15 protein-coding genes are annotated in these 18,728 nt (G+C 59.8%); 5 read left to right on the top strand and 10 right to left on the bottom strand.

Annotated features, from left to right (window positions below; translation table 11 throughout):
• Window positions 1–42: 42 nt before the first annotated feature.
• From FS690_RS08125 to FS690_RS08115, 3 genes are all read right to left on the bottom strand, one after another.
• Window positions 43–1,263 carry an MFS transporter gene (locus FS690_RS08125; RefSeq protein WP_145339376.1) on the bottom strand — a complete coding sequence of 407 codons (1,221 nt, stop codon included), beginning with the start codon at window positions 1,261–1,263 and terminating at the stop codon, window positions 43–45.
• Between the two features lie 108 nt (window positions 1,264–1,371).
• Window positions 1,372–2,262, bottom strand: coding sequence for a LysR family transcriptional regulator (locus FS690_RS08120; RefSeq protein WP_071669146.1), 891 nt, complete (start codon window positions 2,260–2,262; stop codon window positions 1,372–1,374).
• A gap of 85 nt (window positions 2,263–2,347) precedes the next feature.
• On the bottom strand, window positions 2,348–2,716 hold the full coding sequence (locus FS690_RS08115) for a helix-turn-helix domain-containing protein (RefSeq protein ID WP_039382095.1): 369 nt from the start codon (window positions 2,714–2,716) through the stop codon (window positions 2,348–2,350).
• 177 nt (window positions 2,717–2,893) lie between these two features.
• Here FS690_RS08115 and FS690_RS08110 point away from each other — a divergent pair, with 177 nt between their 5' ends.
• From FS690_RS08110 to FS690_RS08100, 3 genes are all read left to right on the top strand, one after another.
• Entirely contained in the window at window positions 2,894–3,553 is a 660-nt protein-coding gene (locus FS690_RS08110) for a response regulator (protein ID WP_039382093.1), read from the top strand.
• Window positions 3,550–4,908, top strand: coding sequence for a HAMP domain-containing sensor histidine kinase (locus FS690_RS08105; protein WP_071669147.1), 1,359 nt, complete (start codon window positions 3,550–3,552; stop codon window positions 4,906–4,908). The genes FS690_RS08110 and FS690_RS08105 overlap by 4 nt, the downstream gene beginning before the upstream one ends.
• 1,163 nt (window positions 4,909–6,071) lie before the next feature.
• Window positions 6,072–6,935 (top strand): nucleoside-specific channel-forming protein Tsx, encoded by an 864-nt coding sequence (locus FS690_RS08100; protein WP_145339374.1) that lies wholly within the window; start codon window positions 6,072–6,074, stop codon window positions 6,933–6,935.
• Between the two features lie 54 nt (window positions 6,936–6,989).
• Here FS690_RS08100 and yjdN read toward each other — a convergent pair whose 3' ends face one another.
• The 4 genes from yjdN to FS690_RS08080 all read right to left on the bottom strand — a co-directional run bounded on the left by yjdN (window position 6,990) and on the right by FS690_RS08080 (window position 11,433).
• Window positions 6,990–7,427: a VOC family metalloprotein YjdN gene (gene yjdN, locus FS690_RS08095; RefSeq protein ID WP_039382083.1), complete on the bottom strand. Its 438-nt coding sequence runs from the start codon at window positions 7,425–7,427 to the stop codon at window positions 6,990–6,992.
• Between the two features lie 162 nt (window positions 7,428–7,589).
• Window positions 7,590–8,906, bottom strand: a complete 1,317-nt coding sequence (locus FS690_RS08090; protein WP_039382082.1) for a cytochrome c — start codon at window positions 8,904–8,906, stop codon at window positions 7,590–7,592.
• An 11-nt stretch (window positions 8,907–8,917) separates the two neighbouring features.
• Window positions 8,918–10,702 (bottom strand): GMC family oxidoreductase, encoded by a 1,785-nt coding sequence (locus FS690_RS08085; RefSeq protein WP_071668433.1) that lies wholly within the window; start codon window positions 10,700–10,702, stop codon window positions 8,918–8,920.
• A 2-nt stretch (window positions 10,703–10,704) separates the two neighbouring features.
• Window positions 10,705–11,433: a gluconate 2-dehydrogenase subunit 3 family protein gene (locus FS690_RS08080; RefSeq protein WP_094111316.1), complete on the bottom strand. Its 729-nt coding sequence runs from the start codon at window positions 11,431–11,433 to the stop codon at window positions 10,705–10,707.
• 296 nt (window positions 11,434–11,729) lie between these two features.
• Here FS690_RS08080 and sbmA point away from each other — a divergent pair, with 296 nt between their 5' ends.
• Complete coding sequence (sbmA, locus tag FS690_RS08075) at window positions 11,730–12,980, top strand: peptide antibiotic transporter SbmA (protein ID WP_039382072.1); 1,251 nt, start codon at window positions 11,730–11,732, stop codon at window positions 12,978–12,980.
• 75 nt (window positions 12,981–13,055) lie between these two features.
• Here the strand turns inward: sbmA and FS690_RS08070 are convergent, their stop codons facing one another.
• Window positions 13,056–14,696, bottom strand: coding sequence for a dihydroxyacetone kinase subunit DhaK (locus FS690_RS08070; protein ID WP_094111314.1), 1,641 nt, complete (start codon window positions 14,694–14,696; stop codon window positions 13,056–13,058).
• A gap of 131 nt (window positions 14,697–14,827) precedes the next feature.
• On the bottom strand, window positions 14,828–16,015 hold the full coding sequence (locus FS690_RS08065; protein ID WP_094111313.1) for an MFS transporter: 1,188 nt from the start codon (window positions 16,013–16,015) through the stop codon (window positions 14,828–14,830).
• Between the two features lie 105 nt (window positions 16,016–16,120).
• Here FS690_RS08065 and FS690_RS08060 point away from each other — a divergent pair, with 105 nt between their 5' ends.
• Window positions 16,121–17,077 (top strand): AraC family transcriptional regulator, encoded by a 957-nt coding sequence (locus tag FS690_RS08060; RefSeq protein ID WP_094111312.1) that lies wholly within the window; start codon window positions 16,121–16,123, stop codon window positions 17,075–17,077.
• 3 nt (window positions 17,078–17,080) lie between these two features.
• Here FS690_RS08060 and FS690_RS08055 read toward each other — a convergent pair whose 3' ends face one another.
• The gene (locus FS690_RS08055; protein WP_094111311.1) at window positions 17,081–18,625 is read right to left on the bottom strand and encodes a PAS domain-containing methyl-accepting chemotaxis protein; all 1,545 of its coding nucleotides are present in this window, start codon (window positions 18,623–18,625) and stop codon (window positions 17,081–17,083) included.
• Between the last annotated feature and the right edge of the window lie 103 nt (window positions 18,626–18,728).

Genomic DNA, 18,728 nt, shown 5'->3' with positions numbered 1-18,728 from the left:
GTAAAAGCAGAATAAATCAGGCGGGCCGGTGGCCCGCCTTTTTTATGCGCTCTGTCTCTCCTGCACCACGCCGCGTACCAGTAAAGCACACAGCGCCATCATCAGCGCGGTGAGCAGAAACACCGGCTGCATGCCAAACGCTCCGCTCACGATCCCGCCGCAGAGCGGTCCGGTCACCTGCCCGGCATACTGTGCCGAGGTCGCATAGCCCAGCATTTTTCCCGTCTGCTGCTGCGGGACGTGGTGGCGTATCAGCGCGGTAATGCAGGGCAGCAGTCCGCCCAGCGCCACGCCCATCAGAAAACGCAGGCCGGTAAGCTGCCATACGTGGCTGATAAACGCCTGCGGGATCAGCAGCAGCGCGCTGGCCGCGAGCCCGGCAAGCAATACTCGCCCGTGCCCGATGCGGTCCGCCAGCCGCCCGGCCAGCGGCGCAGCAAGAATACTTCCCAGCGCCGCCGCCGCCATCACAATCCCGGCGTTGACGGTTATCGCGTGCTCGCCCTGCACAAACTGCGCAATATAGAGCGTGATAACAGGTTCCACTGACATCGTGGCAAACATCATCAGCATGGCCGTGAGCCACATCAGTCGCACCACCCGAAGATTCGCCGGCGGCTCATCAGCGGCCTGCCCTGCCGTGGCTGCGCCTTTGGGCTGCCGCGGTGCCTCTTTCAGCAGACACGCCGTGCCGAGAAACGCGAGGAAGATCGCCGCGCCCGTCAGCCAGAAGGTGTGACGGATGCCAATCAGCGGCGGCAATATTCCGCCCAGCAGCGGCCCCGCGACGTTGCCCGCCATAATGCCTGCTGAGAGGATACCCAGCGCCCAGCCGGTGTGAGCTTTTGGCGTCTGCGCAGCGACCAAAATCGTGGATCCGGAAGCGTATCCCCCCAGCAGCCCGGCCAGCAGGCGCAGCGCCACCAGCTGCCAGGGTGCGGTGGCCATACCAATCAGCGACATGGCTATCGCCATGCCGAGGCTGGCGCGGATCAGCATCAGTTTGCGTCCGTAGCGATCTGCCAGCCGGCCCCACAGCGGCGCCGTCAGCGCGGCGCTCAGAAACGTGGCCGCATAGGCGGCACCCGACCAGCGGGCGATCGCCGCCGGCTCCTCAACCCCAAGCTGCTGAACATAGATCGGCAGAAACGGCAGCAGCAGCGTCATGGCGACGATAGTGGTAAATGACCCCAGAGTGCAGACCAGCAGGTTGCACTTCCAGTGTTGCTGTTCAGCTGTTAATGATACTGAAGCGTATGACATACCCTCTCCCGGCGGTTGTTTTTATCAGGCTACCTGCGCGGAGAGAGAGAAAACAGAGGGTGCCGGAGAGTTACCTGCCAGCCTGCCACTGTTGCCAGCGAGCAACAGTCAGGGCACCTGCAGTGCGGTGATCAGCGCATCGCAAAGCTGTGTAACCGGAGAGGAGGGCTGCGGCTGCTCTTTCAGCAGCAGGTAGCTGTGAAAGCGGTCCATTTGCCAGTCGCTCAGCACCGGCTGGATATCGCCGCGCGCCAGCGCCTCACGCGTCATATAGGAGGGCAGATAGGCAATGCCGCCGCCGGCCAGCGCCGCGTTAAGCAACGCCATGCTGTTGTTGGCGCGGAAGCGGCTGCGCACCTCCAGCGCCAGCCGCTGCTTATCACGCCGGAACGGCAGAGCGGCGGTATGGGCCGGCCCGTGGAACAGCAGCAGGTTGTGGCGCGTCAGGGTACGGGGATGATCAATCAGCGGATGCGCGGCAAGGTAGCCGGGCGTAGCGTAAAGGCCCCAGTCGATGATACTGAGTTCGCGCCAGGCGCCTCCCTGCGGCGCGCGGCTGCGGACCACAATGGCGACATCGGCATCGGGGTGAGGGTCTTCGCTGGTTGTGAGATCCAGATCCACATGCAGATGAATATGCCGGCGAATAAAGGCGTCCACCACCGGCGCCACGCACTGGCAGCCAAAGGTTACCGGAGCCTGCAGGCGAAGATTGCCGGCTGGCAGCTGGTGCAGCTGCTGCACAAACGCATCCGCCTGATGCAGCTCATCCAGCATGCGCAGGCAGAATGGGTAGTACGCCTGCCCGTGGCCGGTCAGCGCAACATGACGTGTGGTACGCTGCAGCAGTTTGATCCCCAGCCGCACCTCCAGCCGGGCAATTTCACGGCTGACATAGGATTTAGAGACGCCGAGAATACGCGCGGCTTCGCTGAAACTTTGTTGCTCCGCCACGTGCGCAAACAGCAGCATGGCTGTCAGATTATCACCAGGGTTCATGGGTCCGGCTGTCAGAGAAACATGACCCGCAGCTTAAAAGGTATTGCGCCGTTCTGCACCCGATTTTCTTTCCGCTGCTGGCCGGTCATACGGCGACGGCAAAAGGCAGCAGCAGCCGCTCCGGCTCAACGCGACGCTGACGACGCAGCTGGCCTGGCGTAATGCGAAAATAATTTTTAAAGGTGCGGGTGTAGGCCTGCTGCGTATCAAAACCGTAGTTCATGGCGACCTGTAAAATGGCGTCGTCGCTGTTAAGCAGCGTTAATGCCGATTCAGTCAGACGGCGCTGGCGGATATACTCAGCCAGTGAAAAACCGGTGTGCTGACGAAACAGACGCTGCAGATGCCAGCGTGAATAGCCCGATCGACGCGCCACCTCATCCAGATGCAGATCGTGACCTAAGTTATCTTCAATCCACTCCAGTAAACTACGGATAAACTCTCGCTGATTCATCGCACCCTCCGGCTTAACAGACTGTTCCTGAAGAGCCACTGTAGCGCAGGAGATTTATCCCTTAATTAGCGAAGAATTAGCGCAGAATTAGCAAAGCGCGCAGCGGTAAAATTCAGCGGTGATAATTTTTCGCTAAGAATGCAGCGTTACACTGCCCCACACTGATAAGGAGACTCCATGCGCGTGCTGCTGGTAGAAGATGATGAGATGATTGGTGCCAACCTGCAGCAGGCCCTGGAAGCCGCAGGCTGGTCGGTGGACTGGGTGCGCGACGGCCGGTTTGCCTCGCACGCCTGGTCGGAAAGCAATTACACCTGCGTGCTGCTCGATCTTGGCCTGCCGCGTGAGGATGGTATCGACGTATTGCGGCGTGCCCGCGCCCGCGGTGATATGACGCCGGTGCTGGTGCTGACCGCCAGGGACAGCGTTGCCCAGCGCATTCAGGGGCTGGATAGCGGCGCGGATGATTATCTGCTCAAGCCCTTTGATCTGCAGGAGGTGCTGGCACGTATGCGCGCTATCACCCGACGCCGCCACGGTGCCGCCGACTCGCTGCTCGGCAGCGGCGACGTGCAGCTGGATATGATGACGCGGGAAGTGCTCTATAAGGGCCAGCGTGAACAGCTTACCGCTCGCGAATATGCACTGCTCTATGCGCTGCTGGAGCGGCCCGGCGCGATCCTTTCACGCGAACAGCTGGAGAATCGCATCTATGGCTGGGGCGAAGAGGTCACCAGCAACGCCGTTGATGTGCTGATCCACGGCATGCGGCGTAAACTGGGCAACGAAGCGATTCGCAACGTGCGCGGCCTTGGCTGGCGGGTACCGGCACAATGAAAAATTTTACGTTTCTGCGCTCCCTGCGCAATAAGCTGCTGATGAGCCTGGTGCTGCTGCATCTGGCGATGATTGGTGGCGTGACCTGGTACTTTTTCCACTGCTACGGCGACATGATGGGCTCAATGAAGGACGATCAGCTCGCAAAAGTGGCCGACGTCTGGTCAGCCAGTCAGACCATGCCCGCGCTGATCCCGACGATCCTCGATCAGGACCGGCTCAAAAGCGCTTACATCGTCCAGCTGTGGGATACGCATAATCAGCTGCGTGCCAGCTCGTGGCCGGCGCTGAAAGCCCCGCTGCAGGCGGTGCACGGCTGGTCCGATTTACGCCTTGGCGACTGCGGTGACGATTGTGAATGGCGCGTCTATACCCGCCCTGGCGAAGCGGGCAGTGAAATCGGCACGGTTCAGGTGCTGCACAATATCGGCTATATGAAAAGCCTGATGGTAAAACGCGTGCTCTCGGCGGTGATCCCGCTGATCCTGATGATGCCGCTGTCGCTGCTGCTGATCTGGCTGATCGTACGCGCCATTACGCGCAATCTGCTGGTGGCATCCCGGCAGATCGCGGCGCAGGAGAGCCTGCACCCGCATACGGTATCGCCGGATGGCCTGCCTGACGAAGTGCTGCCGCTGGTCGCCGCCTATAATGCGCTGCTGGATAAACTGCGCGCCGCCTGGTCCGCCCAGCGGCAGTTTCTGGAGGATGCCGCGCATGAGCTGCGCACGCCGGTCACCGCCGTTACGCTGCAGCTGGAGAATCTGCGCCAGCATATTCAGCCCGGCGAGGCGCGCCGTCAGTTTGATCAGCTGGAAGCGGGCGTCAGCCGCACCCGTCATCTGGTGACGCAGCTGCTGGATGTGTCACGTCAGGAGGATCGGTCCGCGGTGCCGGTCGCGGAAACGATCGAACTCGACGATCTGCTGAAAGAGAGTATTGAGCAGCTGATGGTGGTTGCCGATAAGCGCGGCATCGATATCGGCTATAGCGGCAGCACGCGTTACCGGCTGCAGGCCAGCCGCTCTGAGCTGCGCACTCTGTTTGATAACGTCATCGGCAACGCAATGCTGCATACGCCAGAAGGAAGCCTGGTCGATGTGCTGCTGCACCGCACAGGCGATCGTACGGTGGTCGATATCGTCGATAACGGTTCCGGTATGCCGGAATCGTTTCTTGAGCGGGCGTTTGACCGCTTTACCCGTTCACCGGACGTGCAGGCGCAGGGCAGCGGTCTCGGCCTGTCGATTGTGCGCAGCGTGGCGCAGAAGCATCAGATGCAGGTGGCGCTCTCTAACTGTCTTACCCCTCAGGGCGAGCGCTGCGGACTGCGGGTGCGGGTGACGTTGCCATAGGGGCTGGCGCTGAGCCGCGCGGGGCTGATTGCGGCAGCGCGCGGCACCGGAGGGGTTCCGCCCGCCAGCGCAGGGGTGCGCTAAGCAGTGCGCGGCACTGAGGGGGTTCCGCCCGCCAGGCTTCTGGCAGTTTCAGCGGCATCTCCGCACGCGGACGGGCTAAGGGGCGGGTGGGCGCGCCCCTTAGCAATCCGCGCCCCGCGCCGTCCTCGCGAATTCCCGGGCTTATCCCTCCGGCCTTAACGGACCGCGCGAATTCGCTCCTGCTCACCCCGCGCTCTCGCCGGCGTCCTGCCGGCTCGCCCTGGCCGTCACTCTGCGCCCGGCGCTGCGGATAGCGCCCCTTTTCCCCGCCTGCAAATCCTTCATTTTTTCATTCTTAAAAGTAGCGAAACCTGAAGCTCAGGCGCAGAACTGCCAGCCATGAAAAAACAACATAAAGAAAAAAGACAATCAGCGGCGGGAAGCGCCATCCGGGTCCGCCGAGGGAGGGCACGGTTCCGGGATGAGCCGACAGGACGTCGGCGAAAGGGCGCGGTGAGCAGGAGCGAATGGCGGCCGGTCCCCGGGAAGCGGGCGTGAGTGAGGGAACCGCGCAGCGGCGGACGGGGCTGGCGCAGGGCCGGGGAGTGCAGAGGGCGCGGCCAGGCGTCCTCTGCCCGGTCGCCGTGCCGGGGCAAAGGCAGCCGCCGCAGCTGACGGCGAACGGAACCGGCCCCGGGCCCCGTAGCGAACGGAACCTGCCCCGGTGCAGCATCGCCGTGCCGGGGCACAGGCTGCTGCCGCCGCTGACGGCGAACGGAACCGCCTCCGTGGCGAACGGAACCGGCGCTTAACCCGGAACCGGTGCCCGTAGCAAACGGAACCGGCGTCCACGCCCCACTCCCAATCGTATCTCTTCGCGACCACGTAAACGGTTGCGGAGTTCCGTTCGCTGCAGATAGAATATGTGACAATTGTCACAAAATAACTGAATCCTATTGCAACACTTTTTGACAAATGTGATGAAAATCTATTTTCTAACGCTCTGTTACAGGCACATTACGCGGGCCTGAAGGCTGGCAGTCAGCACGCGTTATCGCCGCATACTGCTCAATACCCGGGAACGTACTCATTCGATCGTGGCATCTCTGCGGCGATCCTCAGCAAGTGGTCAAACAATAATGAAATTTAAATCGTTGATAGCAGGTGCATTACTGATTGGTAGCGGAATGGGCGCAGCGCAGGCAGAGAGCGACACGCAATATCTGTCTGACTGGTGGCATCAGAGCGTAAACGTGGTGGGCAGCACCCATACCCGTTTCGGGCCGCAGTTTAATAACGACGTCTACCTGGAATATGAAGCCTTTACCAAACAGGAGTGGTTCGATTTTTACGGCTACATCGATTTGCCAAACTTCTTCGGTGCGGGCAACAGCAACGCCAATGGCATCTTCGATCACGGCACGCCGCTGTTTATGGAAATTGAGCCGCGCCTGTCGCTCGACAAGCTGGCGGGCACCAGCCTGGCATTCGGTCCGTTTAAAGAGTGGTTCTTTGCCAACAACTATATCTACGATATGGGCCGCAACAGCGACAACCGGCAGAACACCTGGTATATGGGTCTCGGTACCGATATCGACACCCACAGCGATGTCGGCCTCTCGCTTAACGTTTACGCCAAATATCAGTGGGAAAACTACGGCGCGGCCAACGAGAACAGCTGGGATGGTTACCGCTTCAAGGTAAAATACTTTGTGCCAATTACCGACCTGTGGGGCGGCAAGCTTAGCTATATCGGCTTCACCAACTTTGACTGGGGCTCCGATCTGCGCGATAAATCTGACCGCTCGCGCACCAGTAACTCTGTTGCCTCAAGTCATATTTTATCACTGAACTACGACCACTGGCACGTCTCTGCCGTTGCGCGTTATTTCCATAACGGCGGTCAGTGGGCGGATGGTCAGGAGCTGAATTTCGGCAATGGTCCGTTTGAAGTGAAATCAACCGGCTGGGGTTACTATCTGGTGGCAGGTTACAACTTCTAAGCATGGCAGTTTTGCCCCGCCGGATGCAGCACCGGAGGGGCAAAAACAGAGGCGTTAATCCTGCGACTTCACGACGTTGATACGCCACGGAATGTTGAACTTATCGATAAACATGCCGAAGCCGTCTGACCAGAATGTCTTCTGCCATTCGGTCGTGATTTTGCCGCCAGCAGAGAGTTTATCAAACCACTCTTTGCCCTCTTTCTCGTCAGTGGTTGCCAGGCTTACCGCATAACCCGCGTGCTCAGACGCCGGTGGCTTGCTGGTATCGCCGTCGCTCAGCATCAGCTCGCCCTGACCAATCTGCAGATGTGCATGCATGATTTTTTCCGGTGGCAGCGGCGGTGCGGATTTATCGCCCACCTGCTCTCCCTGCTCCGGATTATCGCCGAAGGTCATTTTTTGCAGCACTTTGCCGCCGGTGGCCTGCAGGTAAAATTCGATGGCTTCTTCACAGCGACCATACAGAAACAAATAAGGACTTACTTGCATCGTTCCCTCCGCTTATCAGTTAGTGAGCTTTTGCACTCACCACTAAGTGTAGACGATCGCGTTCAGCCCCCGCCCGCGCTGGCTTTGGCTGATCCGTCGCTGTTTTTCGCCCATAAAAAATCCGGGCACCAGGCCCGGATAATTAACGCTCCGCAGGCACGCTTACTTCTCTAATGCGTGGATATCCGCGCTGCCCTGATAAGGCTGTACCGTTTTATCCTTACGCTGCTTCGCCACGTCGCCAGCCGTTACGCGGGTGGTAACGCCGTTGCCCCAGCTGCTGCGAATAAAGTTCACCACATCCGCAACCTGCTGGTCGCTGAGACGCCAGCCAAATGCCGGCATGGTGATGGCCGTCGGCGCGCCTTTCACGCCTGGGAGCGTACCGCCCACCAGCACAATGTGGATCAGCGAAGCCGGATCGTCAGCCATCACGACCGGGTTGCCGCGCAGCGCCGGATAGAAGCGCTGATAGCCTGAACCGTCAGTTTTATGGCAGGCAGCACAGCTGTCTACGTAGACTGACGCGCCCGGCTGGCTGTCATCGCCGTGCCACAGCGCTTTCGCTACCGTATCATCCGGGGTAAATACCGCCTGCTGCGGATCTTTGGCGCCCAGCGACTTCAGATACTTCGCAATCGCGCTGATATCCTCATCGCTGAGATGCTGCAGGCTGTGTTCCACCACCTCGGTCATACCGCCAAACGCCGCGGTGTGATCGTTACGGCCAAAGCGCAGGAACTGCTTCAGCTCCTCTTCGCTCCAGCGGCCCAGCCCGTCACGGTTGTCACCGCGCAGATTGCTGGCGGTCCAGCCATCAATCGGTGCGTTGCTGCCGGCAAGGTAGTCGCTGCCGTCACCGTTGTTCAGCGCTTTCTCCTGCATCGTAATGCTGCGCGGCGTATGGCACGCTCCGCAGTGTCCGAGCCCTTCAACCAGATAGCGTCCGCGCGCCAGCGCCGGATCTTCCTGTGCGGCAGGCTGGAACGCTTTCACGTCCGGTGCAAAGATGCCGCGCCAGATCGCCAGCGGCCAGCGCATGGAGAGCGGCCAGGGAATGTCGCTCTCTTTGTTCGCCTGGCTGACCGGCGCCACGCCGTGCATAAAATAAGCGTAAAGCGCTTTCATATCCTCGTCGCTGACAACCGCATAGGAGGGATAAGGCATCGCCGGATAGAGCGTATCGCCATTTTTCGCTACGCCATGACGCACTGCTTTCTGAAAGTCGTCATAGCTGTAGTCACCAATGCCGGTCGCTTTATCAGGTGTGATATTGGTGGAGTAGATGGTGCCAATCGGCGTCGCCATTGCCAGTCCGCCTGCAAACGGCTTGCCGCCGGCCGCGCTATGGCAGGCCACGCAGTCCCCGGCGCGCGCCAGATATTCACCGCGTTTGATCAGTGATTCGGCGGCCACATCGTCAGCCAGCGCGCTGAACGTCAGGGTGCCCAGCATCAGGGCCAAAACTGATTTCATCATCGTCATGTTCCTTATGCCTGTACCAGCGGACCCGGGTTTTTCAGATACTGTTCGCGGATCGCTTTCGCTGACCAGTAGCTCAGTGCAGCGACCATACCGGTCGGGTTATAGCCCAGCCCCTGCGGGAAAGCTGACGCCCCCGGCACAAAGACGTTGGGCACATCCCAGCTCTGCAGATAGCGGTTGACCGCGCTGGTCTGCGGATCTTCACCCATGATCGCACCGCCGCTCATATGTGTGGTCTGATAGGAGGTCGTATCAAAATGGGTTCCCGGCGCTTTGGCGGAGCCGATAATGGTTTTCGGGTTCATCGCCTCGGTGATCTTGCGCATCTTGCCAATCATAAACTGCGCCATTTTGATGTCGTTATCCTGCCAGTCAAAGGTCATACGCAGCAGCGGCTGGCCGTACGCATCTTTATAGTTGGGATCGAGATCGAGATAGTTAGCGCGATAGGACTGGTGCGCACCGTGCGCATCCATGGAAACATGGTGCGTATAGGTATCGGCTACCGCCGCTTTCCACTGGCTGCCCCAGCCTGGCGTACCGGCTGGCACCGGCACGCCGGAGATAGGCTTTGTGCCGGCCTGGTTAACCCAGAAAGGAGACCCGCCAACAAAACCGTGCGGCCCGTGATCAAAGTTGTCCGCGTTAAAATCATCTACCGCCACACCCGCCCCGCCTGCGCCGATAAACGGGTTGGTGGTGGTGTTTTTATCAAACAGCGCTTTCAGCGTGGAGAGGTTCTGATAGGCGAAGTTGCGCCCCACCACGCCCTCATTAGTGATCGGATTGTAAGGTTTGCCGATCCCGGAGAGCAGCATCAGGTGAACATTGTGGAACTGGAACGCGGAGAGGATCACCAGATCGGCCGGCTGCACCACTTCACGTCCCTGACCATCAAGGTAGGTCACGCCGGTAGCGCGCTTTTTATCATCGGTCAGATTGACGCGCAGAACGTATGAATTGTTGCGCAGCTCAAACTTCGGCTCCTGACGCAGTGCCGGCAGGATATTGACGTTAGGCGACGCTTTGGAATACATGTAGCATGCGTAGCCGCTGCAGAAGCCGCAGAAGTTGCACGGCCCCATCTGTGCACCGTAGGTATTAGTATAGGGTCCGGAGGTGTTCGCTGACGGCATATCATAAGGGTGATAGCCAACCGACTCCGCCGCCTGCGCAAACAGCTGCGCAGAGTAAGTACGCTTCTGTGCCGGCAGCGGAAAGTCGCTGGAGCGATCCGGCGCAAACGGGTTGCCGCCGTGTGCGTTATTGACCACTTTGCCCTTGATTGACCAGGCGCTGCCGGAGGTGCCAAACACCTTTTCGGCTTTGTCGAAGAACGGTTCCAGCTCATCGTAGCTGACGCCAAAATCCTGAATGGTCATGCCTTCCGGAATAAAGCTTTTACCGTAGCGCTGCTCATAGTGGCTGCGCAGATTCAGCTCAACCGGATCGACGCGGAAATGCACGCCGGACCAGTGCAGGCCCGCACCGCCGGTGCCGGTGCCGGGCAGAAAAGCGGCCAGCTGGCGATAAGGTACCGCGGTCTGCGACGCATCGTGACGGATAGTCACGGTGCTTTTAGAGAGGTCCTGAAACAGCTTTTTGCGAACGTTGTAGGTCAGTTCATCAATCGACTGCGGATAAGAGCCGTCCGGATAGGTGTCGCGATGCGGACCGCGCTCCAGCGCAACGACGTTAAGACCCGCTTCGGTCAGCTCTTTTGCCATAATGGCGCCCGCCCAGCCAAAGCCCACAATCACTGCATCAACTTGTTTTAATTCGTTTGCCACGCTTACGCCCTCGCTCCGCGAATGTCGACTGACGGGAACGGATAACGTTCACCGCGCTCTACCCAATCCATAAAGTCGGCGCGGGCGCCCGGGAAGCCAATCAGCTTCCAGCCCACCATGCCCTGGTTGCCGCCATGAATCGGGTCGCAGAAAAAGCCTTCGCGGGTATTCTGCAGCAGGTAAGAGAAAAAGGTTTTTGCCGGCAGCTGGGCAAACTCAGCCTTACCGGTTTCGAAGGCGCTCAGCAGCGCATCCTGCTGTTCGCCGCTCAGGCTGGCGAACACCTTGCCATGCTGTTTCTGACTCCAGGCATTGGCGTCGGCAATGCCTAAGCGATAAATCTGCTGCGGCACCAGCGGCAGCTGGTAGCCCAGCTCTTTCGGCATATCCGGGTGAAAAGGTCCCTGCATATACCAGTTGCTGCCGGTGGCGTAGGGCGTATTCATCTGACGATCGATAAATTCCGGTACGCCTGCTTCCAGCGCGCCTGGCCCGCGCTCGTCGCTGGGGATCAGCCGCGCCACGGCGGCGGTGATGAAGGCAAACTCTTCGGCGGTAAACCAGCCTGGCTGATAGTCGCGTGCCGGCTGCGCTGGCGCTGCTGCATCGCTGGCAGCAGCAGGCGCGACCAGCACGCCCATGGCGGTTGAACCGACCGCCATAGCGGGTGCGAGGGTGATCGTCCTCAGCAGGAAATCACGACGTGAATGACCCTTTTTTTGTTCTGACATGACATTGCCTCAGTACCGCATATAATGCGGCATGGAAGGTTAAGTAGTTGCGTTGTAATGGTTTTTATTCTTGACTTAAGGGATACAGCACGTTTGTTACCGGTAACAAGATGACAATTGTAACACCGAAACGGTAACGAATTTAGTTTTCCGAAACAATTACGCACAAAATACTTAACATTTTCCCGCGCTGGTTTACATTCCGGCGACGGAATTGTCATGCCCGGAAACAACCCACTACAGACAGATAAACAGAAATAGCGGTATAAACGTGTCTACACCACAGCGGAGTGCTTATGTTTAAATCCTTTTTTCCGCGGCCCGGCGCATTTTTCAGCTCGGCAGCGATTTGGAGCGTGCTTGTTATTTTTGCCTGGTTTGGCTTTTTCAGCGACCTGCCGGCGCGCTGGCCCGCACTGCAGGCCGCGATGCAGCAGCCGCTGCCTACCAATGCCAGCCGGTTTATTCACGCCAGCCAGCTCTGGTTTTACGGCTACTACTGGTCTGCGGTTGCGCTGTTTGCCCTGGCGTGGATGATAATCGATCGCCATCCGTGGCAGCGCTGGTCGGTCTGGGGCACGGCGCTCATCATCTTTGTCACCTGGTTCAACGTTCAGGTCAACGTGGCGGTCAACGCCTGGTATGAGCCGTTTTACGATCTGATCCAGAAAGCGCTGACCAAAGCGGGTGCCGTACAGATAACCCAGTTTTATAGCGAAATCAGCGACTTTCTCGGTATAGCGCTTATCGCCGTGACGATTCTGGTCGCCAACGTCTTTTTCATCAGCCACTGGATTTTCCGCTGGCGTACCGCGATGAACAGCTACTACATGCACAACTGGCAGCGTCTGCGGCATGTGGAGGGGGCGGCACAGCGTGTGCAGGAAGATACGATGCGTTTCTCCACCACGCTGGAGGACTGGGGCGTCAGCTTTATTAAGGCGATCATGACGCTGGTAGCGTTCCTGCCGGTGCTGCTGGCGCTGTCGAAACATGTGAAAGATATACCGATTCTCGGTTCGATACCCTATGGCCTGGTGATCGCCGCTATTCTCTGGTCGGTGTTCGGCACCGCGCTGCTGGCGCTGGTCGGCATTAAGCTGCCGGGACTGGAGTTCCGCAATCAGCGGGTGGAAGCGGCCTACCGTAAAGAGCTGGTCTATGGCGAAGACGATCCGTCGCGCGCGTCACCGCCCACGGTGCAGGCGCTGTTCAGCCGGGTGCGCTACAACTATTTCCGGCTCTACTTCCACTACCTCTATTTCAACGTCACGCGTTTTCTCTATCTGCAGGTAGATAATGTCTTTGGCGTGTTTCTGCTGTTTCCGGCGATCGTGGCCGGTGCGCTGACGCTGGGCCTGATGAATCAGATCCTCAACGTGTTTGACCAGGTACGCTCCTCCTTCCAGTATCTGATCACCTCCTGGTCGACGCTGGTCGAGCTGATGTCTATCTACAAGCGTCTGCGCAGCTTTGAGCAGATCCTGCAGGATATCCCGCATCAGGAGATGCTGCGCGAGGCGGCGAAAGAGCCAGCCGGCGAGTAACGGCATCCTGCGCCCGCCTTCTGCATGGCCGGGAAGGCGGGCGCAGCCTGGTGCGGTGTCACCCTGGCAGGCAACTCACCCTGCCATCACCTGAAACACTTTCTCTACCGCATACGCACCGGGATCTTTTACCCCATCCAGACTCTGCTGGTTGAGATAGGCTGAGCGTCCCGCTTTCGCACTGTTCATCTGCGCCGTAGCCTCTGCGCCCTGCGCCGCCGCCTGCGCGGCCGCCGTCAGCGATTCGCCCGCCACCAGTTTTTCCAGCGCCGGCTGCAGCGCATCAATCAGCGTGCGATCGCCCGGCTGCGCGCCGCCATAGTGCTTCATGCGCTCCAGCCCCTGCATCAGCGCCTCCGGCAGTGAGCTGCCCTCTTCCAGATGCTGTCCGGCGGAGGTAAACAGAATCGACATCAGTACGCCGCTGGAGCCGCCCATCGCCCCTGCCAGCTGCTCGCCAATCAGCGCGATCAGCGTCGGCAGCTCGTTCAGCGGCAGCTGCTTCTCCTGCAGCGCGCGCTGAATACGCTTTGCACCCGCAGCAAACGTGGAGCCGGTATCACCATCGCCGACCTTTGCGTCCAGCGCATTCAGTTCACTCTCCAGATCGATGAGCGTCTGCGTAACGCGCGTGATCCAGCCCGCCACCTCATCATTTTCAGAGGGATCGAAGTCGAGCGCGCTACTGACTTTCTCTGCCGTCTGCAGATTGATGGGCGCAAACTCATAGGGCGCAACCCAGCCCTGCACCTGAACCGGTGCCTGCAGCGCCAGCAGGAACGGCTCTTCCAGCGCCAGCACGGAGAGTGAAAAGCCTTTCATATCCAGCGCGCTGACCAGCGTAGCGGGACCGATAAGATGGGTAATACGCGCGGCCAGCGGCGTGCGCAGGACTTCACGCGTCAGCAGCGCCAGCTCCAGCTGCGAAAAACCGCCTAAATTGTTGATAAGCAATAGCGCCAGCTTACCGTCCGGCAGCGCCTGCGCCAGTTTATCCGTCATCAGAGCGGTGATTTTTCCGCTGTCCTGCGTATCCAGCGTAATGACCCCCGGCTCGCCGTGGATCCCCATACCGAGTTCACTGTGGCCTGGCGCCACGCGCGCTTCGCGCTTCTCACCCGGAAGATGGCAGGTCGCAAACGCCAGACCAATAGAGAAAACAGACTCAATCGCCCGCTGCGCCAGCGCCTTCACCTCCTGCAGTGAATGCCCGTGCTCAGCCGCGTAGCCCGCAATCTTATGCACCAGTGCGGTGCCGGCGAGACCGCGCGGCTGCGGGTTTTCAGGCAGCGCAATATCATCCTCGACCATGACCAGTTCTACGTGATAGCCCAGGTTTTTGGCTTTCTCAGCCGCCAGACCAAAATTAAGGCGATCGCCGGTATAGTTTTTAACGATCAGCAGACAGCCCGCGTCACCGGTCACGTTGATAATGGCGTTAAGCACCGCCTCCACGCTGGGCGATGCGAAAATATCACCGCAGACGGCCGCAGTCAGCATCCCTTTGCCGACGAACCCGGCGTGCGCCGGCTCATGGCCCGATCCGCCACCTGAGATCAGCGCCACCCGGCTTTTATCCCAGTCTGAACGCACCACAACGCGGATATCATCGCCCAAATCGAGACGACGCAGGTTACGCCACGGCGTGCTGAGTAAAATACCTTCGATGGCTTCGTTAATCAGATCGTTCTTTTCATGCATAAAAAACTGGCTCATCGCTTTTTTCCCCCTGGTGTAGTTGTCACTAAAGGTAGCGCATCTGTGCAGAAAACCGTCAAAGCAACGCGCGGAAATGCAAAGGGCGGCACACGCCGCCCCTGAATCAGAAAAAGCCCTGCCGCTGCACCTTAGCCATGCTGCCTGACGCGCGTATAGATGGTTACCGCCGCCAGCAGCATCATGACGCCGCTTGCCATAAAGACGCCGCCCGCGCCCTGCAGGTCAAACATCCAGCCGCCGGCCGCCGCGCCCGCCGTGATCGCCAGCTGAATGGTCGCCACCAGCAGTCCGCCGCCCGACTCTGCATCATCAGGCACGGCACGCGAAATCCATGCTGACCAGCCGGTGGGCATGGAGCCAAATGCCAGTCCCCATAGCGCCACGCCGGCTCCCACCAGCCACGGCAGCTGCGCCATTGCGGAGAGTACCACCGCCGTCACGCTCATCAGCAGCGCCATGCCGGTCAGCGTCAGCGAGACGCTGCGCGTAACCAGCACGCCCGCCAGCGAGGTGCCAAAGAAGTTAGCTATTCCAAACGCCAGCAGCGCGAGCGACAGCTGATTAACGTTAAGCTGCGCGCTGCCCTCCAGATAAGGTCGCAGGTAGGTAAAGAAAGCAAAATGTCCGGTAAACATCAGGATCACCGCCAGCATGCCCCAGCGCATGACGCCCTGGCGCAGCAGATCAAGCACGCCGCCGCTTTGCGTCCGGTTTTCCGGCGGCATTGCCGGCAGCGTGAAGAACTGCCACAGCAGCGCCAGCACGCCCAGCAGCCCCGTCATCAGAAAAATGTTGCGCCAGCCAATCACATCGCCGAGATAGCTGCCGAGCGGTGCCGCAATAATTGTCGCCAGCGAGATGCCGCTAAAGACAATTGATAGCGCGCGCGGCACCTGCTCCGCCGGCACCAGTCGCATGGTAATGGCGGTTGACAGCGTCCAGAAGCCGCCAATCGCCATACCCAGCAGCACACGTGCCAGCAGGATCATCGGCAGACTGTCCGCCAGCGCCACCAGCAGCGCCGAGGCGATAAGCAGCAGGGTAAATGCCAGCATCACCAGACGACGATCAAACCGCCGCGTAAGCGTGCCGATCACCAGACTGGTGAGCAGCGCAACCAGCGCGGTTACCGTCACCGTCTGCCCCGCCTGACCTTCGCTGACCTGCAGCGACGCGGCTATCGGCGTCAGCAGGCTAACCGGCAGGAACTCAGCGGTGATCAGGCCAAACACGCCAAATGCCATGGCAAATACCGCGCCCCACGCGGGTTTTTCTGCCACCGCACGGGCAGCTGTCAGTTCAGTTTCCAGACTCATTTGCGATCCCCATCACAAAAAAATAGTTTCGCTAAGGATAGAGCGCTGCGGTAAGACGATCTATGATACAGAAAGTTTATTAGTTGATAATTCGTCTGGATTGCGATGAGCCGTTATGAAGATTTAACCAGCGAGCTGCTGATGGGCATGCGCCTGTACGGCGTAAAATATCAGCGTATTGCGCTGCATGCGCCTTTTGGCCTGCAGTATGACGACGCGCCTGGCCGGGCGCAGCTGCATTTTGTCGGGCGCGGTACGCTGCTGCTGCGCGCCGCTTCTGGTACGATCTATCCGCTGCAGGCGGGCGATGCGTTACTGATCCCGCACGGAAAAGCGCATGCGCTGATCTCAGATGAGACGGCGCACTGTGAACCGATCACCACGTTTAACAGTAAGCCCATCTGCCCCAGCGTCTGCGCGATCAACGATGCGGCAGATGCCGATCTCTGTCCGGCGGATAGCGATGTGATCCTGTTCAGCGCCTGCATGGCGTTTGAACTGGGCGGTATGCAGCCGCTGGTACACACCATGCCGGATGTCATGCTGGTCAGCACCCTGCTGGGACAGTATCCGGAAATCCAGCCGATTCTGGACGCGATGGAGCGGGAAACCCGCCAGCGCAAAGCGGGCTTCGCCGGTATTCTGTCGCGGCTGGCGGATGTGGTGGCCGCGCAGATCGTGCGCGGCTGGGTAGAGAACGGCTGCGGCGCCGGCAGCGGTCTGGTCCAGGCGCTGCGCGATCCGCGCCTGAGCCTGGCGATGGCGGCGATGCACCGTGCGCCGGGAGAAAACTGGACGGTGGAGCGGCTGGCGCGTGCGTCCGGCAGCTCGCGCTCGGTGTTTGCTGCCCGCTTTCAGAACGCCACCGGCATGACGCCGCTGCGCTATCTTACCGAACTGCGTATGCGGCTGGCGAAAGAGCGTATCGTTGATCAGGGCGAGGCGGTAGAGAGCGTTGCGTTTGAGCTTGGCTACGGATCGCTGGCTGCGTTCAGCCGCGCCTTTAAACGGATTACGGGCACGTCACCCGGCGCGCTGCGCGCCGGGCGGGAAGTGGCATAAGCGTTAGCGAAAGACGCTAATCGCCTCAACCAGGCGGTTCGCCTGATGCGCCATGCGGGTTGAGGCTTCTGCGCCTTCAGCCACGCGCGCGGCGTTTTGATGGGTGATATCATCCAGATCTTCTACCGCCGTGCTGACCTCGCTCAGCGCCGTGGCCTGCTCGGCGGTGGCTGCGCTGATCTGCGCAATCAGCGTCGTCACGTTCTGCACCTGGCTGACAATATCCTGCATGGTGCGGCCGGCGGCTGCCGCATAGTCGTTGCCTGACGCTACGCGGCTGGCGCTGGTCTCTACCAGCGTTTTGATTTCGCTGGCGGCTTTTGCGCTGCGCTGCGCGAGATTGCGCACTTCACCCGCGACTACGGCAAACCCTTTACCCTGCTCACCGGCCCGCGCCGCCTCTACCGCCGCATTGAGCGCGAGGATATTGGTCTGAAAGGCGATGCTGTCGATCACGCTGGTGATGCTGGCGATGCGTTTCGCGCTGTCGGCAATATCGCCCATCATGCCTGCCATCTCCTGCATCACCTCGCCACCTTTGATAGCAGCGTGGCTGGTGGTGCCCGACAGCGCATTGACCTCGCTGGCGGTTTCCGTGTTGCTCTTCACGGTGGCCGTCATCTCATTCATGGTGGCGGCCGTCTGCTGCACGTTAGCGGCTGCCTGTTCAGTCCGGCGGGAGAGCTCACTGTTACTGCGCGCCATCGCATCACTGGCACTGAGGACGTTGATCGCCTGGCCGCTGACGTCATCCACCAGCCAGCGGAACATCAGCCCCAGCTGGCCGATGGCGCGCAGCGTCATGCCGATTTCATCCACGCGGTCGGGCTGATCGACTTTATGGCTGTTGCCGGTCGCCACGCTCAGCGCCTGCTGGCACATCCGCTCGATGGGGCGTGAAATTTGCTGCTCCAGCCAGAGGCTCGCCAGCAGCAGGCAGAGGGCCGTCGCAACGCTGAAGCCGCCGAGTGCCAGCGCCGTCAGGCCTGCCCCCCAGGCGCTGCCCGCTATCAGCGGCAGCAGCAGCGCCAGCGCTGAACGAATGCGCCAGCGCAGCGGCAGCGTTTTCAGCAGTGAGGTGGCGCGACGCCAGCCGCTGCCGATAATCAATCCTTTGTAAAAACAGCGTCCTTTGCTGCGCCCTTCGCGAAAATCGCGGTACAGGGTTTCAGCCTGCTGCACTTCCGCTGCTGAAGGTTTGGTCCGCACCGACATATAGCCGCGCACGCATCCTTCGCGTACCACCGGCACCGCATTGGCCCGCACCCAGTAGTGATCGCCATTCTTACGCCGGTTTTTCACCAGCGCGCTCCAGGGCTGCCCCTGCTTCAGGGTATGCCACATATCGGCAAAGGCTTCGGGCGGCATATCCGGATGGCGCACCATGTTGTGGGGCTGACCGTTTACCTCTTCCGGCGTGAAGCCGCTGACCTCAATAAAAGCGTCGTTGGCGTAGGTAATATGGCTGCTGAGATCGGTAGTCGACATCAGCGTCGCATCGTCATTGAAAACGAATTCACGCTGTGTCACGGGCTGGTTATTGCGCATACAGAGATCCCTGGTCAATTCAGGCTGATAAACATTATTCCGGATCTATCGGCTGATTAGCGGAACGACTTAAGCGCTGATGATTTATTTCTTGCTGCTAAAA

The organism is Pantoea sp. PSNIH1 (assembly GCF_007680655.1).
Lineage (GTDB): Bacteria > Pseudomonadota > Gammaproteobacteria > Enterobacterales > Enterobacteriaceae > Pantoea > Pantoea eucrina.
Note: the sequence above shows the minus strand (reverse complement) of the source record. Positions and strands in the feature narration are given on the sequence as shown.